The organism is Pseudomonas sp. LBUM1658 (assembly GCF_059716055.1).
On sequence record NZ_CP166798.1, the window covers coordinates 21,653 to 45,448 of the forward strand.

The window sequence follows — 23,796 nt, forward strand, 5'->3', positions numbered from 1 at the left end:
TGCCCGATTCAAGGTGATGCCATGACTACCCGCACCGAGGCCGTAAAAGCCTACCTGCTCGACCTGCAAGACCGCATTTGCACCGCTCTGGAAGCCGAAGACGGCGGCACTCGCTTCGTCGAAGACGCCTGGACCCGGCCTGCCGGTGGTGGCGGTCGCACCCGGGTGATCGAGAACGGTCAGGTCATCGAAAAAGGCGGCGTCAACTTTTCCCACGTGTTCGGCAGCGGACTACCGCCGTCCGCCAGCGCCCATCGGCCTGAACTGGCCGGGCGCGGTTTTGAAGCCCTCGGCGTGTCGTTGGTGATTCACCCACACAACCCTCATGTGCCGACGTCCCACGCCAACGTGCGATTTTTCATCGCCGAGAAAGAAGGCGAAGAGCCGGTCTGGTGGTTCGGCGGCGGCTTCGACCTGACTCCCTACTACGGCGTCGAAGAAGACTGCGTGCACTGGCACCGTGTCGCCGAGCAGGCTTGTGCGCCGTTCGGGCCGGATGTCTATCCGCGTTACAAAGCCTGGTGCGACAGCTATTTCTACATCAAGCACCGCAACGAGCCGCGGGGCATTGGCGGTCTGTTCTTCGATGACCTGAATGAGTGGGACTTCGACACCAGCTTCGCCTTCATGCGCGCCATTGGTAATGCCTATATCGAGGCCTACCTGCCAATCGTCCAGCGTCGCAAAGCGGATGCTTACACCGAGAAACAACGGGAATTCCAGGAGTTTCGCCGGGGTCGTTATGTCGAGTTCAATCTGGTTTACGACCGTGGCACCTTGTTCGGCCTGCAATCGGGCGGGCGTACCGAATCGATCCTGATGTCGCTGCCGCCGCAAGTGCGCTGGAGCTACGACTGGAAAGCTGAACCGGGCAGCGAAGAAGCGCGCCTGACCGAATACTTCCTGCAAGACCGCGATTGGTTGGCCAAGGCCTGAATGAGGAATTCTGATGGACCGTTACGTCGTATTCGGTAACCCGATTGGCCACAGCAAATCGCCGCTGATTCATCGCCTGTTCGCCGAGCAGACCGCTCAGCAACTGGACTACAGCACCTTGCTGGCGCCGCTCGACGACTTTTCCGGCTGCGCCAAGGCATTTTTTCTTGAGGGCCGCGGCGCCAACGTCACTGTGCCGTTCAAGGAAGACGCCTATCGCCTGGCCGACAGCCTGACGGCTCGGGCGCAGCGGGCCGGGGCGGTCAACACCTTGAGCAAACTCGCGGACGGCAGTCTGTTGGGGGATAACACCGATGGCGCCGGGTTGGTGCGGGATCTGACGGTCAATGCCGGGTTCAGCCTCAAGGGCAAACGCATTCTGCTGCTGGGTGCCGGCGGTGCGGTGCGCGGTGCGCTGGAGCCGTTACTGGCCGAGCAGCCATCGTCGGTGATTATCGCCAATCGCACTGTGCAAAAGGCCGAGTTGCTGGCGGAGCTGTTCGACGACCTCGGGCCGGTGTCCGCCAGCAGCTTCGACTGGCTGCAGGAGCCGGTGGATCTGATCATCAATGCGACGTCGGCGAGCCTGACGGGCGATGTGCCGCCGATTGCCAGTAGCCTGATCGAGCCGGGCAAGACCCTGTGCTACGACATGATGTACAGCAAGGAACCGACTGCCTTCTGCCGCTGGGCCAGTGAACACGGCGCCGCAGTGGCAATGGATGGCTTGGGGATGCTGGCGGAACAGGCGGCCGAAGCCTTCTTCCTGTGGCGCGGCGTGCGTCCGGATACTGCGCCGGTGCTGGCGGAATTGCGTAGGCAATTGGCTTTGTAATACGAGCTGGCCGCAAAAAGATCGCAGCCTGCGGCAGCTCCTACGGGATTTGTGTCTGACTGCGAAATTGCGGGTATATGCGGTCGGTGTAGGAGCTGCCGAAGGCTGCGATCTTTTCGGTCGCGCCCCGGTTAGTCCTCAAACCGAATCGGGCATTTCTCCGCCCCTTCGAGTTTTCTCAACTCCTCCACTACCTGCGGCCTGGCCCGGCGCAGGGTCAGGCTGCGATTTTGCTGCAACAACCGTCGCGCTTCCTGATGGAGCATTTCCACCCCGGAATAATCGATGAAGTTGATCTGCTGCGCATCGATCACCACCCGTTCACCGTGCATGCGCTGCAAACGCACTTGCAGGTAATGGCTGGCGCCAAAGAAGATCGAGCCGCCGACTCGCAGAATGTCTTCGTCACCGTCGCGCCACTGCTGCACCCGCGGTTGCGAGGTGCGCTTGAGATAGAAGAACAGCGAGGCCAGCACCCCGGCATAGATCGCCGTCTGTAGTTCCAGCAGCAGGGTGGCGACGCACGTCAGTGCCATGACCGCGAACTCGGCGCGGCTGACCCGAAACAACGACCGGATACCGCGATGGTCGACCAGCCCCCAACAGATCAGCAAAATACTGCCAGCCATCGCCGGGATCGGAATGTGCGCGATTAGCGTCGCTCCGGTCACGGCAAACAATGCCACCCACAATGCGGCAAACACCCCGGATAACGGCGAGCAGGCACCAGCTTCATAGCTGAGGCCAGAACGGGTAAAAGAGCCGGCCGACAGTGAGCCTGAGAAAAAACTGCCGACAATATTAGATAGCCCCTGAGCGCGAATTTCCTGGTTAGCGTCGAGTATTTGCTGTGAACGTGCCGACAACGAGCGGGCAATCGACAAACTGGTGACCAGCCCAAGCATCCCCACCGCGACTGCGCTAGGCAGCAGGCGCAGCACCAGGTCCAGATCCAGTGGCAGCGGGCTGAAGGGTGGCAGCTTGCCAACGAATGAACTGACCAGCTTCACATGGCCGAACATCGCCGGCCACAACCAGACCAGCACGCCGCTCAGCGTCAAGGTAATCAATAAGGTCGGCCAGCGTGGCAGCAGGAGTTTGAGGATGATGCCCAGCGCCAGAGTGCCAAACCCCAACACCAGCGAAGGTTTATCCAGAGCATCGATATGGCTGATAAGCGACAGCAAACTGTTCAGCGCCGTCGCCTGACTCGGCAGATCCAGCCCCAGCAGATTAGGCAATTGCCCAAGAGCAATAACCACTGCGGCGCCAAGGGTGAAGCCCAGCACCACTGAATGAGAGACGAAATTCACCAGCGCGCCGAAGCGCAACATGCCCAGCAGGCACTGGAAAACCCCGGCGAGGAAGGTCAGTAGCAGGATCAGCGTGATGTAGTCCTGGGAGCCGGATACGGCCAACGGACTGACACTGGCATACAGCACAATCGAAATGGCCGCCGTCGGGCCGCAGATCAGGTGCCAGGAGGAGCCCCAAAGACAGGCGATCAGCACTGGAACAATCGCCGCATACAGCCCGTACTCGGGGGGCAGGCCGGCAATCAGCGCGTAGGCGATAGACTGCGGCAACGCCAGAATCGCCCCGCTCAAGCCGACGATCAGATCGCGGCCGACGCTGGCGCGGGTTTGCCGGGGCAACCAGCTCAGGAAAGGGAAGAGTTTATGGCGATTGGGCCAGGCCATGGGTCCTCTCGGTTGGGGTCTTTGAAGGGTGTCAGGGTGGAGGTTCAGGTACTGTGGCGCAAGATTGAAAATCGATTCGCGGGCAAGTCGGATCGCCGCACCGCCGCTCCCACAGGGTTCGCGTGGGAGCCGGCTTGCCCGCGAAGGGGCCATAAAGGTCTTACAACTTCGCCTTCACCGCCCCCAACGCATCCTTGCCATCCACGGTCTTCACCCCATCCAGCCACTTGTCCAGCACCGTCGGGTTGGCTTTGATCCAGGCTTTGGCGGCGTCGGCGTTGCTGACTTTCTTGTTCACCACCTCGGCCATGATGCTGTTTTCCATTTCCTGGGTGAAACTCAGGTTGGTCAGCAGCTTGCCGACGTTCGGGCAGGCCTGTGCATAACCCTTGCGGGTCAGGGTATAGACGCTGCCGGTGTCGCCGAAATACTTTTCGCCGCCTTTCAGATAATGCATTTTCAACTGCACGTTCATTGGGTGCGGAGTCCAGCCGAGGAAGGTCACGAACTTTTGTTTCTTAACTGCCCGGGACACTTCAGCCAGCATTGCCTGCTCGCTGGACTCGATCAGTTTCCACTGACCCAGCTCGAAGTCGTTTTTCTTGATGATGTCTTGCAACGAGATGTTCGCTGGCGCGCCAGAGCCGATGCCAAAGATTTTTTTGTCGAACTTGTCCGCGTACTTGTTCAAGTCGGAAAAGTTACGCACTCCCGCGTCCCAGACATAGTCCGGCACCGCCAGGGTAAATTCGGTGCCGTCGAGGTTCTTCGCCAGTTGGGTGACATCACCGTTGGCCACGAACTTGTCGTAAAAGCCCTGCTGTGCCGGCATCCAGTTGCCAAGGAAGACATCCACCTGGCCGTCCTTGAGCCCGCCAAAGGTAATCGGCACCGCCAAGGTATCGACCTTGGCCTTGTAGCCCATGCCGTCCAACAGAAAACCGGTGATGGCATTGGTCGCGGCAATGTCGCTCCAGCCCGGGTCCGCCATTTTCACTGTGTTGCAGCTTTGCTCGGCGTAAGCCGACACGCTGCCCAGAGCCAATAGCCCTGCGGTCAGTACTGTGGATAACCTTTGCATGCTCTTCCCCTTACATTATTAGTTTTGGCAGGGTTGTGGATAACGTGCTTTGCGCTCCAGATCGTCGAGGTCGATGTGGTTGCGCATGTACTGCTGACTGGCGTCGACCAGCGGCTGGTGGTCCCAGCTCTTCAGCATGCCAATGGCCAGCGATTCGGCGACAAAACGCCGGCGGCGCTGGCTGGCGAGCACCTGTTGGTGGATCGCCGGGATATCCCATTTCGCCCGGGCTTCGGCCAGGAACTCATCAAACAGCTGCCGATGCTGCGGCGACTGGCTGAGTTCTTCCTGCTCGCTCGGGTCGTTGTGGACGTCGAAGAGCAGGCACGGGTCGTCTTCGCTATAGATGAATTTGTAGTTGCCACGGCGAATCATCATCAGCGGGCTGATGGTGCCTTCGGCCATGTATTCGCCAAAGACTTCGTCGTGACCGCCCTGCCCCTGCAGGTGCGAAACCAGCGAGCGACCGTCCAGAGGCAGACCCGGCTCCAGCTCACCACCGGCCAGCTCCACCAGGGTCGGCAGCAAATCGGCGGTCGATACCGCAGCGCTGACCCGTCCGGCAGCGAATTGCCCCGGCGCACTGACCAGCAGTGGCACGCGCGCGGCCATTTCAAACCAGTGCATTTTGTACCAGAGCCCGCGCTCACCAAGCATATCGCCGTGGTCGCCGGAAAAGATAATAATGGTGTCGTCGATCAGCCCGGTATCCTCGAGTGTTTGCAGGAGTTTGCCGACGTTACCGTCAATATAGCTGCACGCTCCGAAATAGGCGCGGCGGGCGTCGCGAATTTTATCCACAGGCAGCGGCTTGTCCCACAGGTCATAGACCTTGAGCAAACGCTGGGAATGCGGATCGAGATCACTCTGCGCGGGTGTCTGCGGCAGCGGAATATCTTCATCCTGATACAGGTCCCAGAACGCTTTGGGAATGGTGTAGGGGTCGTGGGGATGGGTCATCGACACTGTCAGGCAGAACGGCTGATCGCTATCTTCGCGGATGTGATCGAACAAGTACTGCTGGGCCTTGAACACCACCTCTTCATCGAAATCCAGCTGGTTGGTGCGCACACACGGCCCGGCCTGCAGCACCGAGGACATGTTGTGGAACCAGGTCGGACGTACGTCCGGCTCGTCCCAGTTCACCGACCAGCCGTAATCGGCCGGGTAGATGTCGCTGGTCAGGCGTTCTTCATAACCGTGTAACTGATCCGGGCCACAGAAGTGCATCTTGCCTGACAGCGCGGTGCGGTAGCCGAGGCGCCGCAGGTAGTGGGCATAGGTCGGTACATCGGCGGGAAAATCGGCCGCGTTGTCGTAGGCGCCGATCTTGCTCGGTAATTGCCCGCTGACCAGGGTAAAGCGCGAAGGCGCACAGAGCGGACTATTGCAGTAGGCGGCATCGAACACCACGCCTTCAGCAGCCAGGCGGCTCAGGTTGGGCAATTTGATGGGCGATGGGCCGTAGAACGGCAACATTGGCGCGGCCATTTGATCGGCCATGATAAAAAGAATGTTCTTGCGCTTCATGTGATCGCGTCATTCCATAGTGAGTATTTATGCGAAAGTGCTGTGATCGAGAATGGAGCCCACGGACTTAGTGGTAAAGCCCATGCACGGCAATGACTAGGATAAGCACAGCTTATGTATGACGCTCTTGGTGATTTATCCCTCGACCTGTTCCGCGCTTTCGAAGCCGCCGGCCGCCACCGCAGCTTTACCGCGGCGGCGGTGGAGCTTGGTACCACCCAGCCGGCGGTCAGCCAGCAGATCAAGCGGCTCGAGGAGCAGCTGGGCACGCGTTTGTTCGACCGGATCTATCGCGGTATCGAACTGACCGAGGCCGGAATGACTCTGTTCGAACAGGTGCAGGCCGGATTGCAGTGCATGGATGCCGGTTTGAGCGCGATCAGCGCCCAGCATCAGCATGAGGTGTTGCAGGTCGCCACCGACTTCGCCTTTGCGGCTTACTGGCTGATGCCACGCCTGCACCGCTTTCACGAAGCCAACCCGCAAGTCGATGTCAGCCTGGTCACCAGCGAACGCAACCACAACATGCTGCGCCCCGATATCGATGTGGCCGTGTGGTTCGGCGATGGCCGCTTCAAACAGGGTGAGAGCCACTGGTTGTTCAGCGAAGAAGTGTTTCCGGTGTGCAGCCCGCAGCTGTTGAAGGATCGTCCGACGCCCTTGCCGGCTCATTCGCTATTGGAGTTCCCCCTGCTGCATTTGCGCGGTGAGAACAGCAGCCATTGGTTTGACTGGACTGGGGTTTTTCGCCAGCTGGGCATTGCTTCGGCGCCTGCCCCGGGGCCTTTGCGTTTCGACAACTACACATTGTTGATTCAAGCGGCGATTGCCGGTCAGGGCGTGGCCATCGGCTGGCGGCACCTTGTGGATAACTTGCTGGAGCAGGGCTGGCTCTGTCGGCCGATCGCCGAAACGGCGATGTCCAGCTTCGGCTATTACGTAGTCTTGCCCCAGCGCAAACGCCGCGGACCGCTGATCCAGCAGTTCGTCGACTGGTTGATGGCTGAGCAGGCCAGCAGCGCTGAATCGCTGACCGGTGTCCCTCTACCCTCTATTGCGGTGTAGGGTCAGTTGGGACAAAGGTCACGTGCTGGCCGATGTGCAGATTCAGCCGCAGTTCATCGGCAATACCGACCGCGACGCGATTGAGTCGCTCAAGCACCTCGGCCAGACCCGGCTCAAGGTTGGTGCTGACCTGGCTGAAGTGCTCGATGGTCAGTCTGGCAACGCTATGCGGCGAGTTGACCAAGGTCCAGTGCAAGGTGCTGGTTTGCAGGGCGTCGAGGATTTCTTCGGCGGCGTGGCGTTGCAAGCGGTCCTCCACCTCAGGGTCATCCAGTACGGTAAAGTCGCCGACCAGAAATAGCCGGTGGATGCCCATCGCCTGCATGCCGGCGATCAACGCGTCGACGGCAAGGACTTGCTCGACAGGCCCGGGAATCAGGGCTTTTTCCACATGCTCGTGGTTCATCGGTAGCCCCGGCGCATCCAGCAGGCAGATCACCGCGGAGCAGCCGGCCACGCTTTGTTTGACCCGTTCGGCATCGAACAGATTTCCGCTCTTGGTGCGTAAACCGGGGCGTGGCGCGAGTGCCGTCAGGTCATCGAGAATGGCGATGACTTCATGTTGGCGCCGCAGCATCTCAGCCATCAGCGCACTGCCGAGGCTACTCATGGCACCATAGAGCACCAGTTTAACCACCGGCGTTTCGGCGTTTTTCATGGCTGAACTTCCTTATGGCCTGCTTATATCGGTTTTGACCCATGAGCAGCCGCAAGGGTTCGACGTTGTCGCGAGGGTTTCAGATGCAACGGATCAAGGGCTACCACGCCCATGTCTATTTCGACGCCAGTACCCTCGACCAGGCACGAACCCTGTGTGAGCAAGCCGCACAATTGTTTCCATTGAAAATGGGGCGTGTGCATGAACGGCCAGTGGGTCCGCATCCGGACTGGAGCTGCCAGTTGGCCTTCGAGCCCGAACAGTTCGGCGTCGTAGTGCCGTGGCTGGCGCTGAATCGCAAAGGGCTGGTGGTGTTTGTGCACCCGGATACTGGGGATGATCTGGTCGACCATACCGAACATGCAATCTGGATGGGCGCGGTGCGGCCGTTGGATGTGTCGATTTTTTGAGCAGGGTTCAATTTCTACAGTGATAGTCAGGGCCTCATCGCGAGCAAGCCCGCTCCCACATTAGCTCTGTGTTGATCACACCATTGCGTGCACAACGCAAATCCAATGTGGGAGCGGGCTTGCTCGCGATAGCATCAGATCAAACACCACCGAAATTCGCCAAAGACATCGGATATTTCCTTCAACTTCTAGCGCTATGCGTGAACTTGTGGGGCTCGGATGCGGGTACTAATCTGCGTCCGTCACCGCAAAATCGGTGACACGGACGTGCAAGTCCGGCTCGGGCACAATCGTTGATGGCAATTCATCGAGCATTTTTTTATGCTCGCGAATCGTTATGGCGGCTGTGTGTGGGAGACCTTCGGGTCTGCCGGGTTCCGAGACCGGTCTTGCACACCTATACACAGCTGCCACCTCTTTTGAAGCAAGCGAAAAGGTGTTGGCTCCTTAGTCTCGGAATAACATCATGTTCAAACCAACTCCTAATCCGCCTGAAACCAGTATCTCCCTCTACGAATCCCTCGATTCGACAAGGCTCCACAAAGCCGCCGAACGCGCCCTTGATCATCACTTGGGCCCTAAACCCGACCCCCAACGCTTCGCCAACACCCGCCCAAGCGCCCTTTTCAGCGTCTCCTTGGACGCCAGCAACGAAACCCTGCTGGCCAACGCCTACGAGACCCTCACCTCGGCCTGTGTCATGGCCGGTGATCTGGCCTTTGATCTCGAAGGCTCGCGTCGCCATGTGGCGTTGGCGATCCAGCAGATGGTCGAGTTGGGTCAGTTGTTGGTGAACCGGGCGCTGGACCTGGAAAACCCGGTGCACTGACGGGTGGGGTTTGGCAGGGGACCGCGTTATCGTTCTTCGCGAGCAAGCCCGCTCCCACAGGGTCCGAGTCGATCACACCATGGTGGGCTGATCCGGATCAAATGTGGGAGCGAGCTTGCTCGCGATAGCGTCAGACCGACCAACGCAAAAATCGAAACCAAAAAAAAAAAGGGGTTCAGACACTCAGTCCAAACCCCTTTTTTACAGAGCGCCGCTTACTTAGCCAACGCGAGCACCACGCACCCCTTCAGCCAGTGCCGCGCACAAGCTCAGCACGCCATCCACGGCTTGCTCGGACGTTGCGGCATTGGCGATATGGTCGATCAGCGCCGAACCCACTACCACGCCGTCGGCCAGGCGGGCGATGGCCGCCGCTTGCTCCGGAGTACGGATACCGAAACCGATGCTGATCGGCAGGTCGGTATGCCGACGCAAGCGCGCAACGGCTTCTTCGACGTGCTCCAGGGTCGCTGCGCCCGCACCGGTCACACCGGCCACCGACACGTAGTAAACGAAGCCGGAGCTGCCGTTGAGGACGGTCGGCAGACGCACGTCATCGGTGGTCGGCGTGGTCAGGCGGATAAAGTCCAGACCCGCGGCCTGGGCCGGGTCGCAGAGTTCACCGTTATGCTCCGGCGGCAGGTCGACCACGATCAGGCCATCGACGCCAGCCTCTTTGGCTTCGGCGATGAAGCGCGGCACACCATAGTGGTGGATCGGGTTGAAGTAGCCCATCAGCACCAGCGGAGTGTCGCTGTTGCCGGCGCGGAACTCGCGGACCATTTGCAGGGTTTTCGCCAAATTCTGCTTGGCACCCAGGGCACGGATATTGGCCAGCTGAATCGCCGGGCCATCGGCCATCGGATCGGTGAAGGGCATACCCAGCTCGATCACGTCGGCGCCAGCCGCCGGCAAACCTTTGAGGATCGCCAGCGAGGTGTCATAGCTCGGGTCGCCGGCAGTGACAAAGGTCACCAGGGCGGCGCGGTTCTGTTCTTTGAGTTCGGCAAAGCGTGTTTGCAGGCGGCTCATCAGTGTTTCTCCTGCTGGGACTGTTCCATGTGGTGCATCACGGTTTGCATATCTTTGTCGCCACGACCGGACAGGTTGACCACCATCAGGTGATCTTTCGGCAGGGTCGGCGCGCGTTTGAACACTTCGGCCAGGGCGTGGGCACTTTCGAGCGCCGGAATGATGCCTTCCAGGCGGCAGCATTTGTGGAATGCATCGAGCGCTTCGTTATCGGTAACCGAGGTGTATTCGACGCGGCCAATGTCGTGCAACCAGGCGTGTTCAGGGCCGATGCCGGGGTAGTCGAGGCCGGCGGAAATCGAGTGGGCGTCGATGATCTGGCCGTCGTCGTCCTGGAGCAGAAAGGTCCGGTTGCCGTGCAACACGCCCGGTTCCCCGCCATTGAGGCTGGCGGCGTGTTTGCCGGTTTCGATGCCGTGACCGGCCGCTTCAACGCCGATGATCTGTACGCTGCTGTCATCGAGGAACGGATGGAACAGGCCCATGGCGTTGGAACCGCCACCGATGCATGCCACCAGGCTGTCTGGCAGACGGCCTTCCTGAGCTTGCAGCTGGTCGCGGGTTTCCTTGCCGATCACCGCCTGGAAGTCGCGAACCATCGCAGGGTACGGGTGCGGACCGGCCACGGTGCCGATCAGGTAGAAAGTGCTGTCGACGTTGGTCACCCAGTCGCGCAGGGCTTCGTTCATCGCGTCTTTCAGGGTGCCGGTGCCGGCGACTACTGGAATCACTTCAGCGCCCAGCAGCTTCATGCGGAACACGTTGGCTTGCTGGCGCTCAATGTCGGTGGTGCCCATGTAGATCACGCAATCAAGGCCGAAACGTGCAGCCACGGTGGCAGTCGCCACGCCGTGCATGCCGGCGCCGGTCTCGGCGATAATGCGTTTCTTGCCCATGCGCCGCGCCAGCAGGATCTGACCGATGCAGTTGTTGATCTTGTGCGCGCCAGTGTGGTTCAGCTCTTCACGCTTGAGGTAGATCTTGGCGCCGCCGCAGAACTCAGTCAGACGCTCGGCGTAATACAGCGGGCTTGGACGACCGACATAGTCGCGCTGGAAGTAGGCCAATTCCTTGAGGAAGGCCGGATCTTCCTTGGCCGCTTCGTATTCGCGGGCCAGGTCGAGGACCAGCGGCATCAGGGTTTCGGCTACGTAGCGGCCGCCGAACGCGCCAAACAGGCCGTTGGCATCAGGGCCGTTGCGCAGATTGGATGGGGTCGTAGTCTGGGTCATGGGGCGCTCCAGCTGAGTTCATGGAAAGGCAATGGCGTTCACTCTACCCCTGACGTTCGAGCCTGAAAACCGATAAGATCGCCACAACCTGTCAGGAAAACTCACAGATCCCATGAGCCATGACCTCCCCCCGCTGAATGCATTGCGTGCTTTCGAAGCCACTGCCCGGTTAAACAGTGTCAGCCAGGCGGCCGAACAGCTGCACGTGACCCATGGTGCGGTCAGTCGGCAGTTGAAAGTGCTGGAAGAACACCTGGGTGTGAGTCTTTTCATCAAGGATGGGCGCGGCCTTAAACTCACAGATTCCGGCGTACGACTACGTGATGCCAGCACTGAAGCCTTCGAGCGTTTGCGCACGGTGTGCGCCGAACTGACGCAAAGCACGGCTGACGCGCCGTTCGTGCTCGGCTGCTCAGGCAGTTTGCTGGCGCGCTGGTTTATCCCGCGCTTGGGGCGATTGAATGCCGACTTGCCGGACCTGCGCCTGCACCTGTCGGCCGGTGAAGGTGATCTCGATCCACGTCGACCGGGGCTCGATGCCTTGCTGGTGTTCGCCGAGCCGCCGTGGCCGGCGGACATGCAGGTGTATGAACTGGCCAGCGAGCGCATCGGCCCGGTCATGAGCCCGCGTTTCGCCGGTTATGAACGGCTGCGCGAGGCACCGGCCGAGGCGCTCTTGAGTGAGGCGCTATTGCACACCACTTCTCGCCCGCAAGCCTGGCCCAGTTGGGCGCGGCAAAGCGCCATCTCTGCCGGCGCATTGAAGTACGGTCAGGGTTTTGAGCATTTGTATTATTTGCTGGAAGCTGCGGTGGCCGGGCTTGGGGTGGCCATTGCTCCTGAGCCGCTGGTGACGGAGGACTTGCGCGCCGGTCGCCTGGTTGCGCCGTGGGGTTTTTGTGAAACCCCGGCGCAACTGGCGTTGTGGCTACCCAAGCGCGCCGCGGACGGGCGCGCTCGGCAGTTGGCGCAGTGGCTCAAGCATGAGCTGCGCCAAACCGGTTAATCCCCGCGTTTGAGCAGCAGGTAAGCCGCCAGCAAACCCAGGGCACCGACCGCGACACCGGCGGTGGTCCAAGGGTGTTCCTGGGCGTAATCGCGGGTGGCAATCCCGGTTTCACGGGTTTTGACTTTGACTTCTTCATAAGCATCGCTGAGCAGATGACGCGAGTGTTTCAGCGCATTTTCGGCGTTGCTTTTCAGCGCTTTGAGGGTTTTACGCGACTCGTCCGAGGCGTCGTCCTTAAGGCTTTCCAGCGACTTGAGCAGACTCTCGATCTCGGCTTCCATGCTTTGCAATGAGGCTTTACGTAAAGAAGTGGTGGCCATGGGTGGCTCTCCTGCATTGATGATGAGTGACGTGTGAAGGTTGGGACTCCAGGGGTTGGGGAAAGTGCAGTAAATCTGAACTTTCCCGAGGCAATAACCGACAGAAGTGATACGAAAAATCGCTGCTAGGCTGTAGTCACACCCTCAGGAGAACGACATGACTGACCATCACACCTACAAGAAAGTCGAACTGGTTGGATCTTCCACCACCAGCATCGAAGACGCCATCAATAACGCGTTGGCCGAAGCCAACAAAAGTCTGAAGTATCTGGAGTGGTTTGAGGTGACGGAGACCCGCGGGCACATCAAGGACGGCAAGGTGGACCACTTTCAGGTAACGCTTAAAGTCGGCTTCCGGATTGCCAGTAGTTGAGATTCAACTAGGCTTCTGAACTTGTGCGCTGGCAGATTGCCATAGGGAATGGCAAAGCGCCGCAGTCTTGGGCGCGTCAGCGAAGAACGTCGACGCCCCGTTTTGATTTGACCAGGGGAAGCGAGCGATGAAAAAATTCATATTGGCGTTAGGTTTGTTGAGCATTGCGGGAACAGCCCTTGCAGATGGCAAGCCGTGCGAAGAGTTGAAAGCTGAGATTGCAGCGAAGCTCGATGCCAAAGGCATCGCGAACTACTCGCTGGAAATCGTCGATAAAGGCACAGCGGCTGGCGGCAAAGTGGTCGGCACCTGTGATAAGGGCGCTAAGGAAATCGTCTACAAGCAAGGTTAATCCTGCCTGGACATCAAAGCCGACGCGGTTGCGTCGGCTTTTTTATGAGTGCTTTTTGACCGTCAGCCCTTCATCACCTGCGCCAGCAACTCGTAGGAGTGCAGCCGATCGGCATGCTCATACAGGTCGCAGGTGAAAATCAGCTCATCGGCTCCCGTCTGCTCGATCAGCACCTCCAGTTTGGCGCGGATTTTATCCGGACTGCCGACCATCGCCAAACCAAGGAAACTGGCTACCGCTTCTTTCTCATGGGGCAGCCACAGGCCGTCCATGCTTTTCACCGGTGGGCGCTGCACCAGGCTCTGGCCGCGCATCAGGGCGAGAATCCGTTGATAGACCGAGGTCGCCAGGTAATCGGCCTGCTCGTCGGTGTCCGCGGCTACCAGCGGCACGCCGAGCATCACGTACGGCTTGTCGAGCACTGCCGAAGGCTTAAAGTGGTTGCGGTAAACGCGAATCGCTTCATGCATGTAACGCGGAGCGAAATGTGAGGCGAAGGCGTAAGGCAACCCGCGCTCCCCGGCCAGTTGCGCACTGAACAGGCTGGACCCCAGCAACCAGACCGGCACATTGGTCCCGGTACCCGGAACGGCGATCACTTTTTGATCAGGGGTGCGCGGGCCGAGGTAGCGCATCAGTTCGGCGACATCTTCGGGGAAATCATCAGCACTGCCGGAGCGTTCACGGCGCAGGGCGCGAGCGGTCATCTGATCGGAACCCGGTGCACGGCCCAGGCCGAGATCGATCCGTCCCGGGTACAGGCTTTCCAGGGTGCCGAACTGCTCGGCGATTATCAGCGGTGCATGGTTGGGCAGCATCACGCCGCCGGAGCCGACCCGAATGGTCGAAGTGCCGCCCGCCAGATAACCCAGGAGGACCGCGGTCGCGGAGCTGGCGATGCCATCCATGTTGTGGTGTTCGGCGACCCAGAAACGCTGGTAGCCGAACTTCTCGACGTGTTGCGCCAGGTCCAGCGAGTTGTGCAGCGATTGCGCCGGGCTGCCGTTCTCACGCACAGGCACCAGATCGAGGGTCGAGAACTTGATATCAGACAGTTGTTTCATAAACCTGCTTCTCCAATGGGTGCGCAGGCTTTTGTCACGAGCCAAAACCTGCCGATGTCTACTAGCCTGTTCTATGAAATGTGGGCATATACCCGAGTTTCAATAGCTGAACTGAAATTGCCTACCAGATAAGCGGTTCGATCCGACAAGATGAACTTTGCCAGTCGTTCTATCCTCAGAACCCTAGCAACGGAAAACCATGAAGGCGCGACCCTCTCGCGCTGGATCTTGAGGAGACAGAGATGAGTATCAAAAAGAAAGCATCGGCTCATTGGGTAGGTGATCTGAAAACCGGCGTGGGTGCTATTTCGACTGAAACCGGGGTCCTGAAAGATGCACCTTATGGCTTCAAGGCACGTTTCGAAGGCGGCCCGGGCACCAATCCGGAAGAGCTGATTGGCGCCGCTCACGCGGGTTGTTTCTCCATGGCGTTTTCGATGATTCTCGGCGAGGCCAACCTCAAAGCTACCAGCATCGATACCGATGCCGAGGTGACGCTGGACCAGGTCGACGGTGGTTTTGCGATTACCGCTGTGCATCTGACGCTCAAGGCGAAAATCCCTGGCGCCACTCAGCAGCAATTCGACGAGCTGAGTAAAAAAGCCAAAGAAGGCTGCCCGGTGTCGAAGGTGTTGAATGCCAAGATCACGCTGGATGGAGAGTTGGTTAGCTGATTCGCGACTGAACCGTACGCTGGTCCCCTGTAGGAGCGAGCTTGCTCGCGATGGACGTTAACGATAACGCGTGTTGTCTGAATAAACGCGCCGATCTTGAGTCCATCGCGAGCAAGCTCGCCCCTACATTTGTAAAACTGTGGTCGAATGAGTGACTGCGGCTGTAGCGCATGCTCTTGCGCGCCGTATCTAGGGAGCTTTAACCATGAAACGTTTTGCTTTGGCGGTTATCTGTAGCGCTCTGGCCACTTCGGCTCTGGCAGCACCGAAATCCTGTGAAGAGCTAAAGGCCGAGATCGAAGCGAAGATTCAGTCCAACAACGTGGCGTCCTACACCCTGGAAATTGTCAGCAATGAAGAGGTGCACGACAAAAACATGGTGGTCGGTAGCTGTGAATACGGCACCAAGAAAATCATCTATCAACGAAACGATAGATAGCTGCCGATCAAGGCACGCAATTCACCACTCGATCTTCTGCGACGATCTCGCGCTTGGCGTTATACAGCCGGGCACTGGCGTTGAAGGCCAGCGAGCGGGCTTCCAGGCGATAACGCTGGCCCGCTTCGAAGTGGTCATAGCGCACCGTCAGGTAACACATACGCTCCTGCGGGGTGGCCATCACGTTCACCCCACCACCGTAAATTTCGAAGTCGAAGCGTACTTGCAGCTCATGGCTGCCGGGAGTGACCTGGAAAAACCGCCCGTCACGCAACTTTTGCTTGTCCAGGCGCTCAGCCATGACCATTTTGCCGCCCGGGGTCGGGGTGGCGAGGTCGACCCAGGCCAGTTGCGGGTCGACCGGCGGCAACGGGCTGCTGGCGCAGGCGGCGAGAGAACCGAGGGCGAGTAACAGCAGTGGCGTACGCATGATGAAATCCCGAACGGTCAGGGTTTCAGCATAGCGCCGATCAGGTGCGTTGACAGCCTGCCGGCTGCCCTTGGCCAACTACTTTGCGCTGTTGGTCATAGAGCTTGGCCCATGGCCGGAAACCAATGTTCCCGGCTTGCAGCTGATAACGCTGGCCGGCGTTGAAATCCTTGAATTTCACACTCAACTGACAGTCACGCCAGAGCGGTTCGGCGGCGTTCGGGCCGATATTGGTCGGCTCCACAGGGAATTGATAACGCACGGTCAGCTCATGGCTGCCGGGCGGGACCTCGAAAAAACGTTTGTCGGTCGAAGTTTTATCGTCGACTTCCAGAGCTTGCAGTGCCGTGTCCTGATGGGTCTCAAGATCGATCCAGGCTTGTGTCGGATCTGGGTCGGGCAGTCCAGCGCAGCCAGCTAACATCAGCAGGCCACTCGTTAGCATTAACTTGCGCATAGCGAAGCTCCGGGTAGGCGAGATAGTCTTGCAAGCAGACACTCACAGGACGATTCGATTTGGATAGGCAGCGTATGAGCCATGGGGTACTCGACCGTAAGTTTGGCCTTTGGTTTCCCTGGTTGCTGCTTTTACTGCTGAACGGTTGTTCGAGCGTCACTTATTACAGCCAGTTGGCCAGCGGTCAGTGGCAGTTGCTGCGTGCGCGTGAGCCGGTGGCCGAGGTGATTGCCGATCCGGCCCGCGACCCGCTACTTCGCCAGCATCTGGCCCGTTCTCAGAAGGCCCGCGAATTCGCCAGCCAGCACCTGCACCTGCCGGACAATAAAAGTTACCGGCTGTACGCCGATATCGGGCGGCCATTTGTGGTGTGGAACGTGTTCGCCACACCCGAGTTTTCCCTGACTCCGCAAAATCATTGTTTCCCGATTGCCGGTTGTGTGGCCTATCGCGGTTATTACAGCCTGGGGGCGGCGCGGGGTGAGGCTGCGTTGCAGCGTCAGCAAGGCATGGACGTGTCGATCGGCGGGGTGGAGGCCTACTCGACCCTGGGCTGGTTCAACGATCCGATCATCAGCTCGATGATGCACTGGGGCGATGAGCGCTTGGCAACGTTGATCTTCCATGAGCTGGCGCATCAGCGTTTTTATGTGAAAGACGATACCGAGTTCAATGAATCCTTCGCCACCTTTGTCGAGCAGGAAGGGACTCGTCAATGGCGTGCGGCCCGTGGATTACCACCGCTCAGTGGGGCCGAAATGCGGCAGCGCGAGCAATTCATTCAGCTAGTCCTCGAAACGCGCACGCGGCTTGAACAACTGTATGCATTGCCGTTGTCGACTGAGCAGATGCGCCAGCGCAAAGCCGCCGAGTTTGAGCGATTGCGCAGCGAGTATCGTCAGTTGCGCGATAGCCAATGGGCCGGCGCTAACCGTTACGATGCCTGGATCAATGCGCCGATGAACAACGCCAAGCTGCTGCCCTTTGGTTTGTACGACCAATGGGTACCGGCGTTTGCCGAATTGTTCCGGCAGTCAGGAGGTGATTGGCCGAGGTTTTATGCCGAGGTTGAAAAGCTCGGCATGTTACCGCTGCTGCAGCGTAAGGCGGTGTTGGCCAGGCTGGCGCAGCCCGGCGCCATAGCTGGCTGAACCGCACCCATAAACCCGCTTGGGCTGCCTGCTTCTGAATTAGCCGAAGAACCAGTAACACACCAGGATCGCCGCCACCACGCCGGCAAACTCCGCCAGCAGGGCGCAACCAACCGCATGGCGGGCGCGTTGAATGCCGACGGCGCCGAAGTACACCGCCAGCACATAGAAGGTGGTTTCGGTGCTGCCCTGAATGATTGCGGCCGCCAGCGCCGGGAAGCTGTCCACGCCCTGGGTCTGCATGGTTTCGATCAACATGGCGCGGGCGGCGCTGCCAGAGAAGGGTTTGACCAGCGCCGTGGGCAAGGCATCGACGAAGCGAGTATCCCAGCCGAGCCATTCCACCAGGTGACGAATCCCGTCCAGGCCGAAGTCCAGCGCCCCGGATGCCCTCAGCACGCCCACCGCACAGAGCATCGCCACCAGGTACGGCAGCAGGTTCTTGGCCACATCGAAGCCTTCTTTGGCGCCTTCGATGAATGCTTCGTAGACCTTGACCTTCCTTAGTGCGCCGATCACCAGAAACAGCATGATCAAGCCGAACAATGTCAGGTTGCCGAGAATCGATGACAGGCTGGCCAGCGCTGTCGCGGAAAGCGTCGCCAGCAAGGCCATGAAGCTGCCCAGCAGCAATGCACCCGGGATCAGGTAGGCCAGCACCACAGGGTCCCACAGCCTCAGGCGCTGCATGACCGCCACCGACAGCAGGCCGACCAGTGTCGAGGCACTGGTGGCCAGCAGGATCGGCAGGAATACCAATGTCGGGTCGGGAGCGCCTTGCTGGGCGCGGTACATGAAGATCGTTACCGGCAGCAGGGTCAGGGACGAGGCATTGAGCACCAGAAACAGGATCTGCGCGTTGCTCGCCGTGGTCGCGCTGGGGTTAATGTCCTGCAAGGCACGCATGGCCTTCAGGCCGATCGGCGTGGCCGCGTTGTCCAGACCCAGGCCATTGGCGGCGAAGTTCAGGGTGATCAAGCCAATGGCCGGATGGCCGGCGGGTACTTCCGGCATCAGGCGCAAGAACAGTGGACCGAGTGCCTTGGCCAGCCAGTCAACGATCCCGGCCTTTTCGGCGATCCGCAAAAAGCCCAGCCAGAGGGTCAGGGTGCCGAACAGCAGGACCATGACCTCCACCGACAACTTGGCCATGCCGAAAATGCTTTCCACCATCGCCGAGAAGATCCCGGCGTTGCCCCCAATCAACCACTGCGCCAGTGCCGAAACGGCAGCCACGATGAAGAAGCTAAGCCATAGGCCATTGAGCATCAGGTAAATCCCCCAAAAGATGCGGCGAATGATAGCGGTCGATTGCCAGAAACAACAAACCCCGGTTTCCCGGGGTCTGGTTTGGTCAGCCTTTACAGGGCCTTAGTTAGTGGAAGTCTCGCCAGCTGGCAGCGGCTCTTTGCTGCGCCAGTGTGGCAGGGAGTTCCAGTAACGTTGGCCTTTGGCGTCGTCGTACATGCCTTCCCAGCGCGAGATGACCAATACGGCGAGGGCATTGCCGATCACGTTCAGCGCGGTACGGGCCATGTCCATGATGCGGTCGACACCGGCGATGAACGCCAGCCCTTCCAATGGAATCCCGACACTGCCCAGGGTCGCCAGCAGCACCACGAAGGAAACGCCCGGAACACCGGCGATGCCTTTGGAGGTGACCATCAGGGTCAGCACCAGCAGCAATTGCTGGCTGATCGACAGGTCGATGCCATACAGCTGGGCGATAAAGAGCGCCGCGATGCTTTGATACAGCGTCGAGCCGTCGAGGTTGAAGGAATAACCGGTCGGTACCACGAAGCTGCAAATGGCTTTCGGTGCGCCGTAGGCTTCCATCTTCTCGATCACTCGTGGCAACACGGTTTCCGAGCTTGCGGTGGAGTAAGCGAGTACCAGCTCATCCTTGAAGATGCGCATCAGCTTGAGCACCGAGAAGCCGAACAGGCGAGCGATCAACCCGAGCACCACGAAAGCGAAGAAGGCGATGGCCACGTAGACCAGGATCACCAGCTTGGCCAGCGGCAGCAGGGACGCGAAGCCAAAATTGGCGACGGTCACCGCGATCAGTGCAAATACGCCGATCGGGGCGTAGTTCATGATCATGTGGGTGACTTTGAACATGCTTTCCGACACGCCCTGGAACATCTTCACCAGCGGGTCGCGCAAATCGGACTGCAGGCTCGACAGGCCAAGACCGAAGAGTACGGAGAAGAAGATGATCGGCAGCATCTCGCCACGGGCTATGGCGGCGAAGATGTTCGAAGGAATCAGGTTGAGGATGGTTTCGATGAACGCATGTTCATGCTGAACCTCGGCGGCAGTTGCCTGGTACTTGGAAATATCCACAGTACCCAAGGTGCTCATGTCGATACCCGCGCCCGGATGGAACACGTTGGCCAACACCAGGCCGACAACGATGGCGATGGTGGTCACCACTTCGAAGTAAAGAATGGTCTTGAGACCAATGCTCCCGAGTTTCTTCGCATCCCCTACGCCAGCAATGCCGACAATCAGCGACGAGACCACGATCGGGATCACGATCATCTTGATCAGACGGATAAAGATATCGCCCGCCGGTTGCAGGACGTTGCTGATCCACCAGGCTTTTTCGGCACTGAAATGGTTGAGCAGCGCCCCAATTGCAATCCCCAACACCAGACCGATGAGGATCTGCCAGGCGAGGCTTAGTCTTGCCTTCTTCATATCGTTACCCTTATTTCAAGTTGACTCGGGAAGATGCACAAACTGGAACGCTCAATTGCGAAAAAGTCGGGGCATCTGCCCCCGTATAAGGTCACCGCGAGCGAGCATTTTCGGCTCTTCGGCAGGCGAAAAAAGGCGCAACTATTCCGATGCAAGAGGGGCGCGTCTAATGCCGTAAACGCCTACCCTATGCCGAATCGGCATGAGATTTCTCAAACAAAACCATCGTCCCAGCCGGTTCGAATACGACATATCGGCAGGCATAGGTGCCGTGAACCGGCCATCGCAGGGGAGATTTGGGATTTATTGATGGTATGAAGTACGACGAAATTCAGGGAAATAACCTACAGCGAATGGCGAAATCGTCGCTGGAGTCAGCGCCAAGTTTCTCGATATACGGTCGCGATGAAACACCGCGAAACGGTTGGGAAGAGCAACGAGGGAATTTTTCACAGGATAAGCATGAGGACTCAGCGGAACGCTCAAGGACAAGCCTTTGAGTGTTCAAACACAACGCAAGCCCGCCTAGCCTTGAGTGGCTTGCGAGCTTGCGTCGCATTTCCTGACCCGGCCCTTGCGGAGGCACCCCATGTACCCCTAGGTCACTCCAATCCGCATCGATCAGAACGTCCCGGCCCCTTGGTCATACGCCTGCCTTCCTCGGGTGGCGCAAAAGAAAGAAGTAAATGTCCCGACTTCTTTCCTGGATTGAACTCAGTACCAGTTTGGATCTTTCTTCAGCTGTTCTTTCAACAAGGCCTGCATGCCATCGTCAGGCTTGCCGAGGAAACGATATTCGGCGTGTCGCGTCGGCGATTTGTCAGCGGGAAGGCCTTGCGGCACTTCGACCAACATGGCGTAGGCATCCTTCTTGTCGAAACTGAAGGCGACGATCAGGCGCTTGTTCAGGCAGCTCTGCGAGGTTTCACAAAGCGGGCCGACCAGGTACTTTTCGCCATCTTCTTCAACGGCATTCATTTGCTCGGCATCACCTGACAGGTTAATGACCCACTCAGGTAGACGCTCTTCCTTTTTCACGACGTCCTGCCAGGTCTCACGGTACTGCGGGTCCGCGGCCAGTAACTGGCTGACCCGTGCCTGACCGTCATTGGCAGCCATCGCCATGGCGTTCCCGCCCAGCAAGAGGGCGGCTGCCAATGTCTTTAACGAAACGCTCATGTTCAGCCTCGGCCGCGACGGCCAAAGAAGAAGGAAGCAATAAACATCACCAGGAACACGACAAAAAGAATCTTGGCGATACCCGTGGCGGTGCCCGCGATACCACCGAAGCCCAATACCGCAGCGATGATGGCAATGATCAAGAATGTGATTGCCCAGCTCAACATGGTGATTCTCCTTACGCATCTAATTAAAGGTATTGCGTTTACTTCTTACGATCCCCGGCGCCGAGCAACGCGCGCCAAGTCCTGGTACTAAAACACCCAGCGTTCCTGATCAGGCGACTCGGTCACAGGTTGTGCCTGGTCAACGTCCATCAGATGCAGGGGGGCGGAATCAGCAAACCGACTGCTGACTGCGCTGAAATGGGTTTGCGTGGTGTGTTGGGTCGCCAAGCGTGGCGCCACTTCTTGCTGGCTCTGATCCCAGCGCTGGAACTGCTGACCACCCATCAGCGTGAGAAGCAGTGCCAGACTGGCAAACAGCCCTTGCTGCAGATGCAGAGGCGAGATAGGCAATTGGGCGAGACGTTGGCGAATCATCCTGAAGCTCCTCCCACACTGGTGGTCATTCGAGGGCACTTCTTAAAAATTGGAAGCGCCTTTGGTTAATCAGACTATTGCAGCCTGCATGCCAGCTTTTTATTTGAAATAAACCGATTAAAATCAATAAGTTATGACTTAATGAAAAATACTTTCAAACGCATCTTGCACGATGGCACGCCATACGTCGTGCGTATTGCACGATCTATGGCCAGGCATTCGAAAAATTTTTGGAGACAACGGAGATCGCGGGTGTCACAAGGGAGAGTGGGGGAGCGTTGAATTGTTGGGTTTTATTAAAAAACCAACTGAATCATACGGTTAGTATTATTTTGAATAGATAGCTAACCCGGCCGCTGCGGATTGGACCAAGATTGACCATGCAACTTGCCCGATTTTTTCGGGACTAACATAAGATCATTCATTAAGGAGCGCAGGAAATGGAATCAGCCACGGAGCATCAGGGGCGTATTCTTCTAGTGGATGATGAATCCGCCATTCTTCGCACCTTCCGCTACTGCCTGGAGGATGAAGGCTATACCGTGGCCACCGCCAACAGCGCGGCTCAAGCTGACGCGTTGTTGCAACGTCAGGTATTCGACTTGTGCTTCCTCGACCTGCGCCTGGGCGAAGACAATGGCCTCGATGTTCTGGCACAGATGCGTATCCAGGCGCCCTGGATGCGAGTAGTGATCGTCACTGCCCATTCCGCCGTGGATACCGCCGTCGATGCAATCCAGGCTGGGGCCGCGGATTATCTGGTCAAGCCTTGCAGCCCGGACCAATTGCGCCTCGCCACAGCCAAGCAACTGGAAGTGCGTCAGCTCTCGGCGCGGCTGGAGGCGCTCGAAGGCGAAGTACGCAAACCCAAGGACGGCCTGGACTCCCATAGCCCGGCGATGAAAGTGGTTCTGGAAACCGCACGCCAGGTTGCCGGTACCGATGCCAATATTCTGATCCTCGGCGAGTCCGGTACTGGTAAAGGCGAACTGTCCCAAGCCATTCATGGCTGGAGCAAGCGCGCGAAGAAATCCTGTGTCACCATCAACTGTCCATCGCTGAGCGCCGAGCTGATGGAAAGCGAGATGTTTGGCCACAGCCGGGGGGCCTTCACCGGTGCCAGCGAAAGCACATTGGGTCGGGTCAACCAGGCTGACGGCGGGACTCTGTTTCTCGATGAAATCGGTGACTTTCCCCTGGCCTTGCAACCCAAGCTGTTGCGCTTCATTCAGGACAAGGAGTACGAACGGGTCGGCGACCCGGTGACGCGTCGAGCCGATGTAAGGATCCTTGCGGCCACCAACCTCAATCTCGAAGACATGGTCCGAGAGGGGCGTTTCCGTGAAGACTTGCTCTATCGGTTGAATGTCATCACCTTGCACCTACCGCCTCTGCGCGAGCGCAGCGAGGATATTCTGACCCTGGCGGATCGCTTCCTGGCCCGCTTCGTCAAGGAATACGCACGGCCGGCTCGCGGTTTCAGTGATCAAGCCCGTGAGGCGCTGCTCAACTATCGCTGGCCGGGCAACATCCGCGAACTGCGCAACGTGGTCGAGCGCGCGAGCATCATCTGCCCACAGGAACGGGTAGAAATCAGCCATTTGGGCATGGCTGAGCAGCCAATCAACAACGCTCCGCGGATCGGTGCAGCGTTGAGCCTGGACGAGCTGGAAAAAGCCCATATCGGTGCAGTTCTGGCCACCAGCGACACCCTTGATCAAGCCGCCAAAACGCTCGGCATCGATGCCTCGACGCTGTACCGAAAACGCAAACAGTACAACTTATGAGCGGCGCC

At 58.7% G+C, this 23,796-nt stretch carries 27 protein-coding genes; 12 read left to right on the plus strand and 15 right to left on the minus strand.

Annotated elements, in window-relative coordinates:
* Nucleotides 1–21: 21 nt before the first annotated feature.
* Nucleotides 22–936, plus strand: coding sequence for an oxygen-dependent coproporphyrinogen oxidase (gene hemF / locus ACA064_RS00100; protein WP_497671564.1), 915 nt, complete (start codon nt 22–24; stop codon nt 934–936).
* 13 nt (nt 937–949) lie between these two features.
* A complete protein-coding gene (gene aroE / locus ACA064_RS00105; protein WP_497671565.1) occupies nt 950–1,771 on the plus strand; it encodes a shikimate dehydrogenase in 822 nt (273 codons plus the stop codon).
* 131 nt (nt 1,772–1,902) lie between these two features.
* On the opposite strand, the gene ACA064_RS00110 is transcribed toward aroE, so the two are convergent.
* From ACA064_RS00110 to betC, 3 genes are all read right to left on the minus strand, one after another.
* Complete coding sequence (locus ACA064_RS00110; protein ID WP_497671566.1) at nt 1,903–3,471, minus strand: SulP family inorganic anion transporter; 1,569 nt, start codon at nt 3,469–3,471, stop codon at nt 1,903–1,905.
* A 160-nt stretch (nt 3,472–3,631) separates the two neighbouring features.
* Nucleotides 3,632–4,552: a choline ABC transporter substrate-binding protein gene (gene choX, locus ACA064_RS00115; RefSeq protein ID WP_497671567.1), complete on the minus strand. Its 921-nt coding sequence runs from the start codon at nt 4,550–4,552 to the stop codon at nt 3,632–3,634.
* A gap of 18 nt (nt 4,553–4,570) precedes the next feature.
* A complete protein-coding gene (gene betC / locus ACA064_RS00120; RefSeq protein WP_497671568.1) occupies nt 4,571–6,082 on the minus strand; it encodes a choline-sulfatase in 1,512 nt (503 codons plus the stop codon).
* A gap of 114 nt (nt 6,083–6,196) precedes the next feature.
* Here betC and ACA064_RS00125 point away from each other — a divergent pair, with 114 nt between their 5' ends.
* Nucleotides 6,197–7,147, plus strand: a complete 951-nt coding sequence (locus ACA064_RS00125) for a choline sulfate utilization transcriptional regulator (RefSeq protein ID WP_497671569.1) — start codon at nt 6,197–6,199, stop codon at nt 7,145–7,147.
* Here the strand turns inward: ACA064_RS00125 and ACA064_RS00130 are convergent.
* The gene (locus ACA064_RS00130; protein WP_497671570.1) at nt 7,134–7,805 is read right to left on the minus strand and encodes an NAD(P)-dependent oxidoreductase; all 672 of its coding nucleotides are present in this window, start codon (nt 7,803–7,805) and stop codon (nt 7,134–7,136) included. The genes ACA064_RS00125 and ACA064_RS00130 overlap by 14 nt on opposite strands.
* A gap of 83 nt (nt 7,806–7,888) precedes the next feature.
* Between ACA064_RS00130 and ACA064_RS00135 the strand changes: the two genes are divergently transcribed.
* Nucleotides 7,889–8,215: a DOPA 4,5-dioxygenase family protein gene (locus tag ACA064_RS00135; protein ID WP_497674361.1), complete on the plus strand. Its 327-nt coding sequence runs from the start codon at nt 7,889–7,891 to the stop codon at nt 8,213–8,215.
* Nucleotides 8,216–8,681: 466 nt separating this feature from the next.
* Nucleotides 8,682–9,044, plus strand: coding sequence for a DUF6124 family protein (locus tag ACA064_RS00140; RefSeq protein ID WP_497671571.1), 363 nt, complete (start codon nt 8,682–8,684; stop codon nt 9,042–9,044).
* Nucleotides 9,045–9,263: 219 nt separating this feature from the next.
* On the opposite strand, the gene trpA is transcribed toward ACA064_RS00140, so the two are convergent.
* Together trpA and trpB are read right to left on the minus strand one after the other, a co-directional pair.
* Nucleotides 9,264–10,076 (minus strand): tryptophan synthase subunit alpha, encoded by an 813-nt coding sequence (gene trpA, locus ACA064_RS00145; protein ID WP_497671572.1) that lies wholly within the window; start codon nt 10,074–10,076, stop codon nt 9,264–9,266.
* Nucleotides 10,076–11,308 carry a tryptophan synthase subunit beta gene (gene trpB, locus ACA064_RS00150; RefSeq protein ID WP_497671573.1) on the minus strand — a complete coding sequence of 411 codons (1,233 nt, stop codon included), beginning with the start codon at nt 11,306–11,308 and terminating at the stop codon, nt 10,076–10,078. Before trpB ends, trpA begins: the two co-directional genes overlap by 1 nt.
* 112 nt (nt 11,309–11,420) lie before the next feature.
* Here trpB and ACA064_RS00155 point away from each other — a divergent pair, with 112 nt between their 5' ends.
* A complete protein-coding gene (locus ACA064_RS00155; RefSeq protein WP_497671574.1) occupies nt 11,421–12,314 on the plus strand; it encodes a LysR family transcriptional regulator in 894 nt (297 codons plus the stop codon).
* Here the strand turns inward: ACA064_RS00155 and ACA064_RS00160 are convergent.
* The gene (locus ACA064_RS00160; RefSeq protein ID WP_497671575.1) at nt 12,311–12,637 is read right to left on the minus strand and encodes an ElaB/YgaM/YqjD family protein; all 327 of its coding nucleotides are present in this window, start codon (nt 12,635–12,637) and stop codon (nt 12,311–12,313) included. The two genes, ACA064_RS00155 and ACA064_RS00160, sit on opposite strands and share 4 nt — an antisense overlap.
* Before the next feature lie 157 nt (nt 12,638–12,794).
* Here ACA064_RS00160 and ACA064_RS00165 point away from each other — a divergent pair, with 157 nt between their 5' ends.
* Together ACA064_RS00165 and ACA064_RS00170 are read left to right on the plus strand one after the other, a co-directional pair.
* Complete coding sequence (locus ACA064_RS00165; protein WP_150642221.1) at nt 12,795–13,010, plus strand: dodecin; 216 nt, start codon at nt 12,795–12,797, stop codon at nt 13,008–13,010.
* A 127-nt stretch (nt 13,011–13,137) separates the two neighbouring features.
* Nucleotides 13,138–13,362 carry a DUF1161 domain-containing protein gene (locus ACA064_RS00170; RefSeq protein ID WP_497671576.1) on the plus strand — a complete coding sequence of 75 codons (225 nt, stop codon included), beginning with the start codon at nt 13,138–13,140 and terminating at the stop codon, nt 13,360–13,362.
* A 62-nt stretch (nt 13,363–13,424) separates the two neighbouring features.
* Here the strand turns inward: ACA064_RS00170 and ACA064_RS00175 are convergent, their stop codons facing one another.
* Nucleotides 13,425–14,426: an LLM class flavin-dependent oxidoreductase gene (locus ACA064_RS00175; RefSeq protein WP_497671577.1), complete on the minus strand. Its 1,002-nt coding sequence runs from the start codon at nt 14,424–14,426 to the stop codon at nt 13,425–13,427.
* 242 nt (nt 14,427–14,668) lie between these two features.
* Here ACA064_RS00175 and ACA064_RS00180 point away from each other — a divergent pair, with 242 nt between their 5' ends.
* The gene (locus ACA064_RS00180) at nt 14,669–15,100 is read left to right on the plus strand and encodes an OsmC family protein (RefSeq protein WP_497671578.1); all 432 of its coding nucleotides are present in this window, start codon (nt 14,669–14,671) and stop codon (nt 15,098–15,100) included.
* A 205-nt stretch (nt 15,101–15,305) separates the two neighbouring features.
* The gene (locus tag ACA064_RS00185; protein ID WP_497671579.1) at nt 15,306–15,539 is read left to right on the plus strand and encodes a DUF1161 domain-containing protein; all 234 of its coding nucleotides are present in this window, start codon (nt 15,306–15,308) and stop codon (nt 15,537–15,539) included.
* 7 nt (nt 15,540–15,546) lie between these two features.
* Here ACA064_RS00185 and ACA064_RS00190 read toward each other — a convergent pair whose 3' ends face one another.
* Both ACA064_RS00190 and ACA064_RS00195 read right to left on the minus strand, forming a co-directional pair.
* Nucleotides 15,547–15,969, minus strand: a complete 423-nt coding sequence (locus tag ACA064_RS00190) for a PA0061/PA0062 family lipoprotein (protein WP_497671580.1) — start codon at nt 15,967–15,969, stop codon at nt 15,547–15,549.
* 40 nt (nt 15,970–16,009) lie between these two features.
* Complete coding sequence (locus tag ACA064_RS00195) at nt 16,010–16,426, minus strand: PA0061/PA0062 family lipoprotein (protein ID WP_497671581.1); 417 nt, start codon at nt 16,424–16,426, stop codon at nt 16,010–16,012.
* 74 nt (nt 16,427–16,500) lie between these two features.
* Between ACA064_RS00195 and ACA064_RS00200 the strand changes: the two genes are divergently transcribed.
* Complete coding sequence (locus ACA064_RS00200; protein WP_497671582.1) at nt 16,501–17,577, plus strand: aminopeptidase; 1,077 nt, start codon at nt 16,501–16,503, stop codon at nt 17,575–17,577.
* Between the two features lie 39 nt (nt 17,578–17,616).
* On the opposite strand, the gene ACA064_RS00205 is transcribed toward ACA064_RS00200, so the two are convergent.
* The 5 genes from ACA064_RS00205 to ACA064_RS00225 all read right to left on the minus strand — a co-directional run bounded on the left by ACA064_RS00205 (nt 17,617) and on the right by ACA064_RS00225 (nt 22,001).
* Nucleotides 17,617–18,846 (minus strand): nucleoside recognition domain-containing protein, encoded by a 1,230-nt coding sequence (locus ACA064_RS00205; protein WP_497671583.1) that lies wholly within the window; start codon nt 18,844–18,846, stop codon nt 17,617–17,619.
* A 102-nt stretch (nt 18,847–18,948) separates the two neighbouring features.
* On the minus strand, nt 18,949–20,280 hold the full coding sequence (gene gltP / locus ACA064_RS00210) for a glutamate/aspartate:proton symporter GltP (RefSeq protein WP_497671584.1): 1,332 nt from the start codon (nt 20,278–20,280) through the stop codon (nt 18,949–18,951).
* Nucleotides 20,281–20,994: 714 nt separating this feature from the next.
* Nucleotides 20,995–21,459 (minus strand): inhibitor of vertebrate lysozyme family protein, encoded by a 465-nt coding sequence (locus ACA064_RS00215; RefSeq protein WP_497671585.1) that lies wholly within the window; start codon nt 21,457–21,459, stop codon nt 20,995–20,997.
* Between the two features lie 2 nt (nt 21,460–21,461).
* Entirely contained in the window at nt 21,462–21,626 is a 165-nt protein-coding gene (locus ACA064_RS00220; RefSeq protein ID WP_003177151.1) for a DUF1328 domain-containing protein, read from the minus strand.
* An 87-nt stretch (nt 21,627–21,713) separates the two neighbouring features.
* Nucleotides 21,714–22,001, minus strand: a complete 288-nt coding sequence (locus ACA064_RS00225) for a hypothetical protein (RefSeq protein ID WP_497671586.1) — start codon at nt 21,999–22,001, stop codon at nt 21,714–21,716.
* Nucleotides 22,002–22,441: 440 nt separating this feature from the next.
* On the opposite strand from ACA064_RS00225, the gene algB reads away from it, so the two are divergent.
* Nucleotides 22,442–23,788: a sigma-54-dependent response regulator transcription factor AlgB gene (gene algB / locus ACA064_RS00230; RefSeq protein WP_497671587.1), complete on the plus strand. Its 1,347-nt coding sequence runs from the start codon at nt 22,442–22,444 to the stop codon at nt 23,786–23,788.
* The last annotated feature ends 8 nt before the right edge of the window (nt 23,789–23,796 follow it).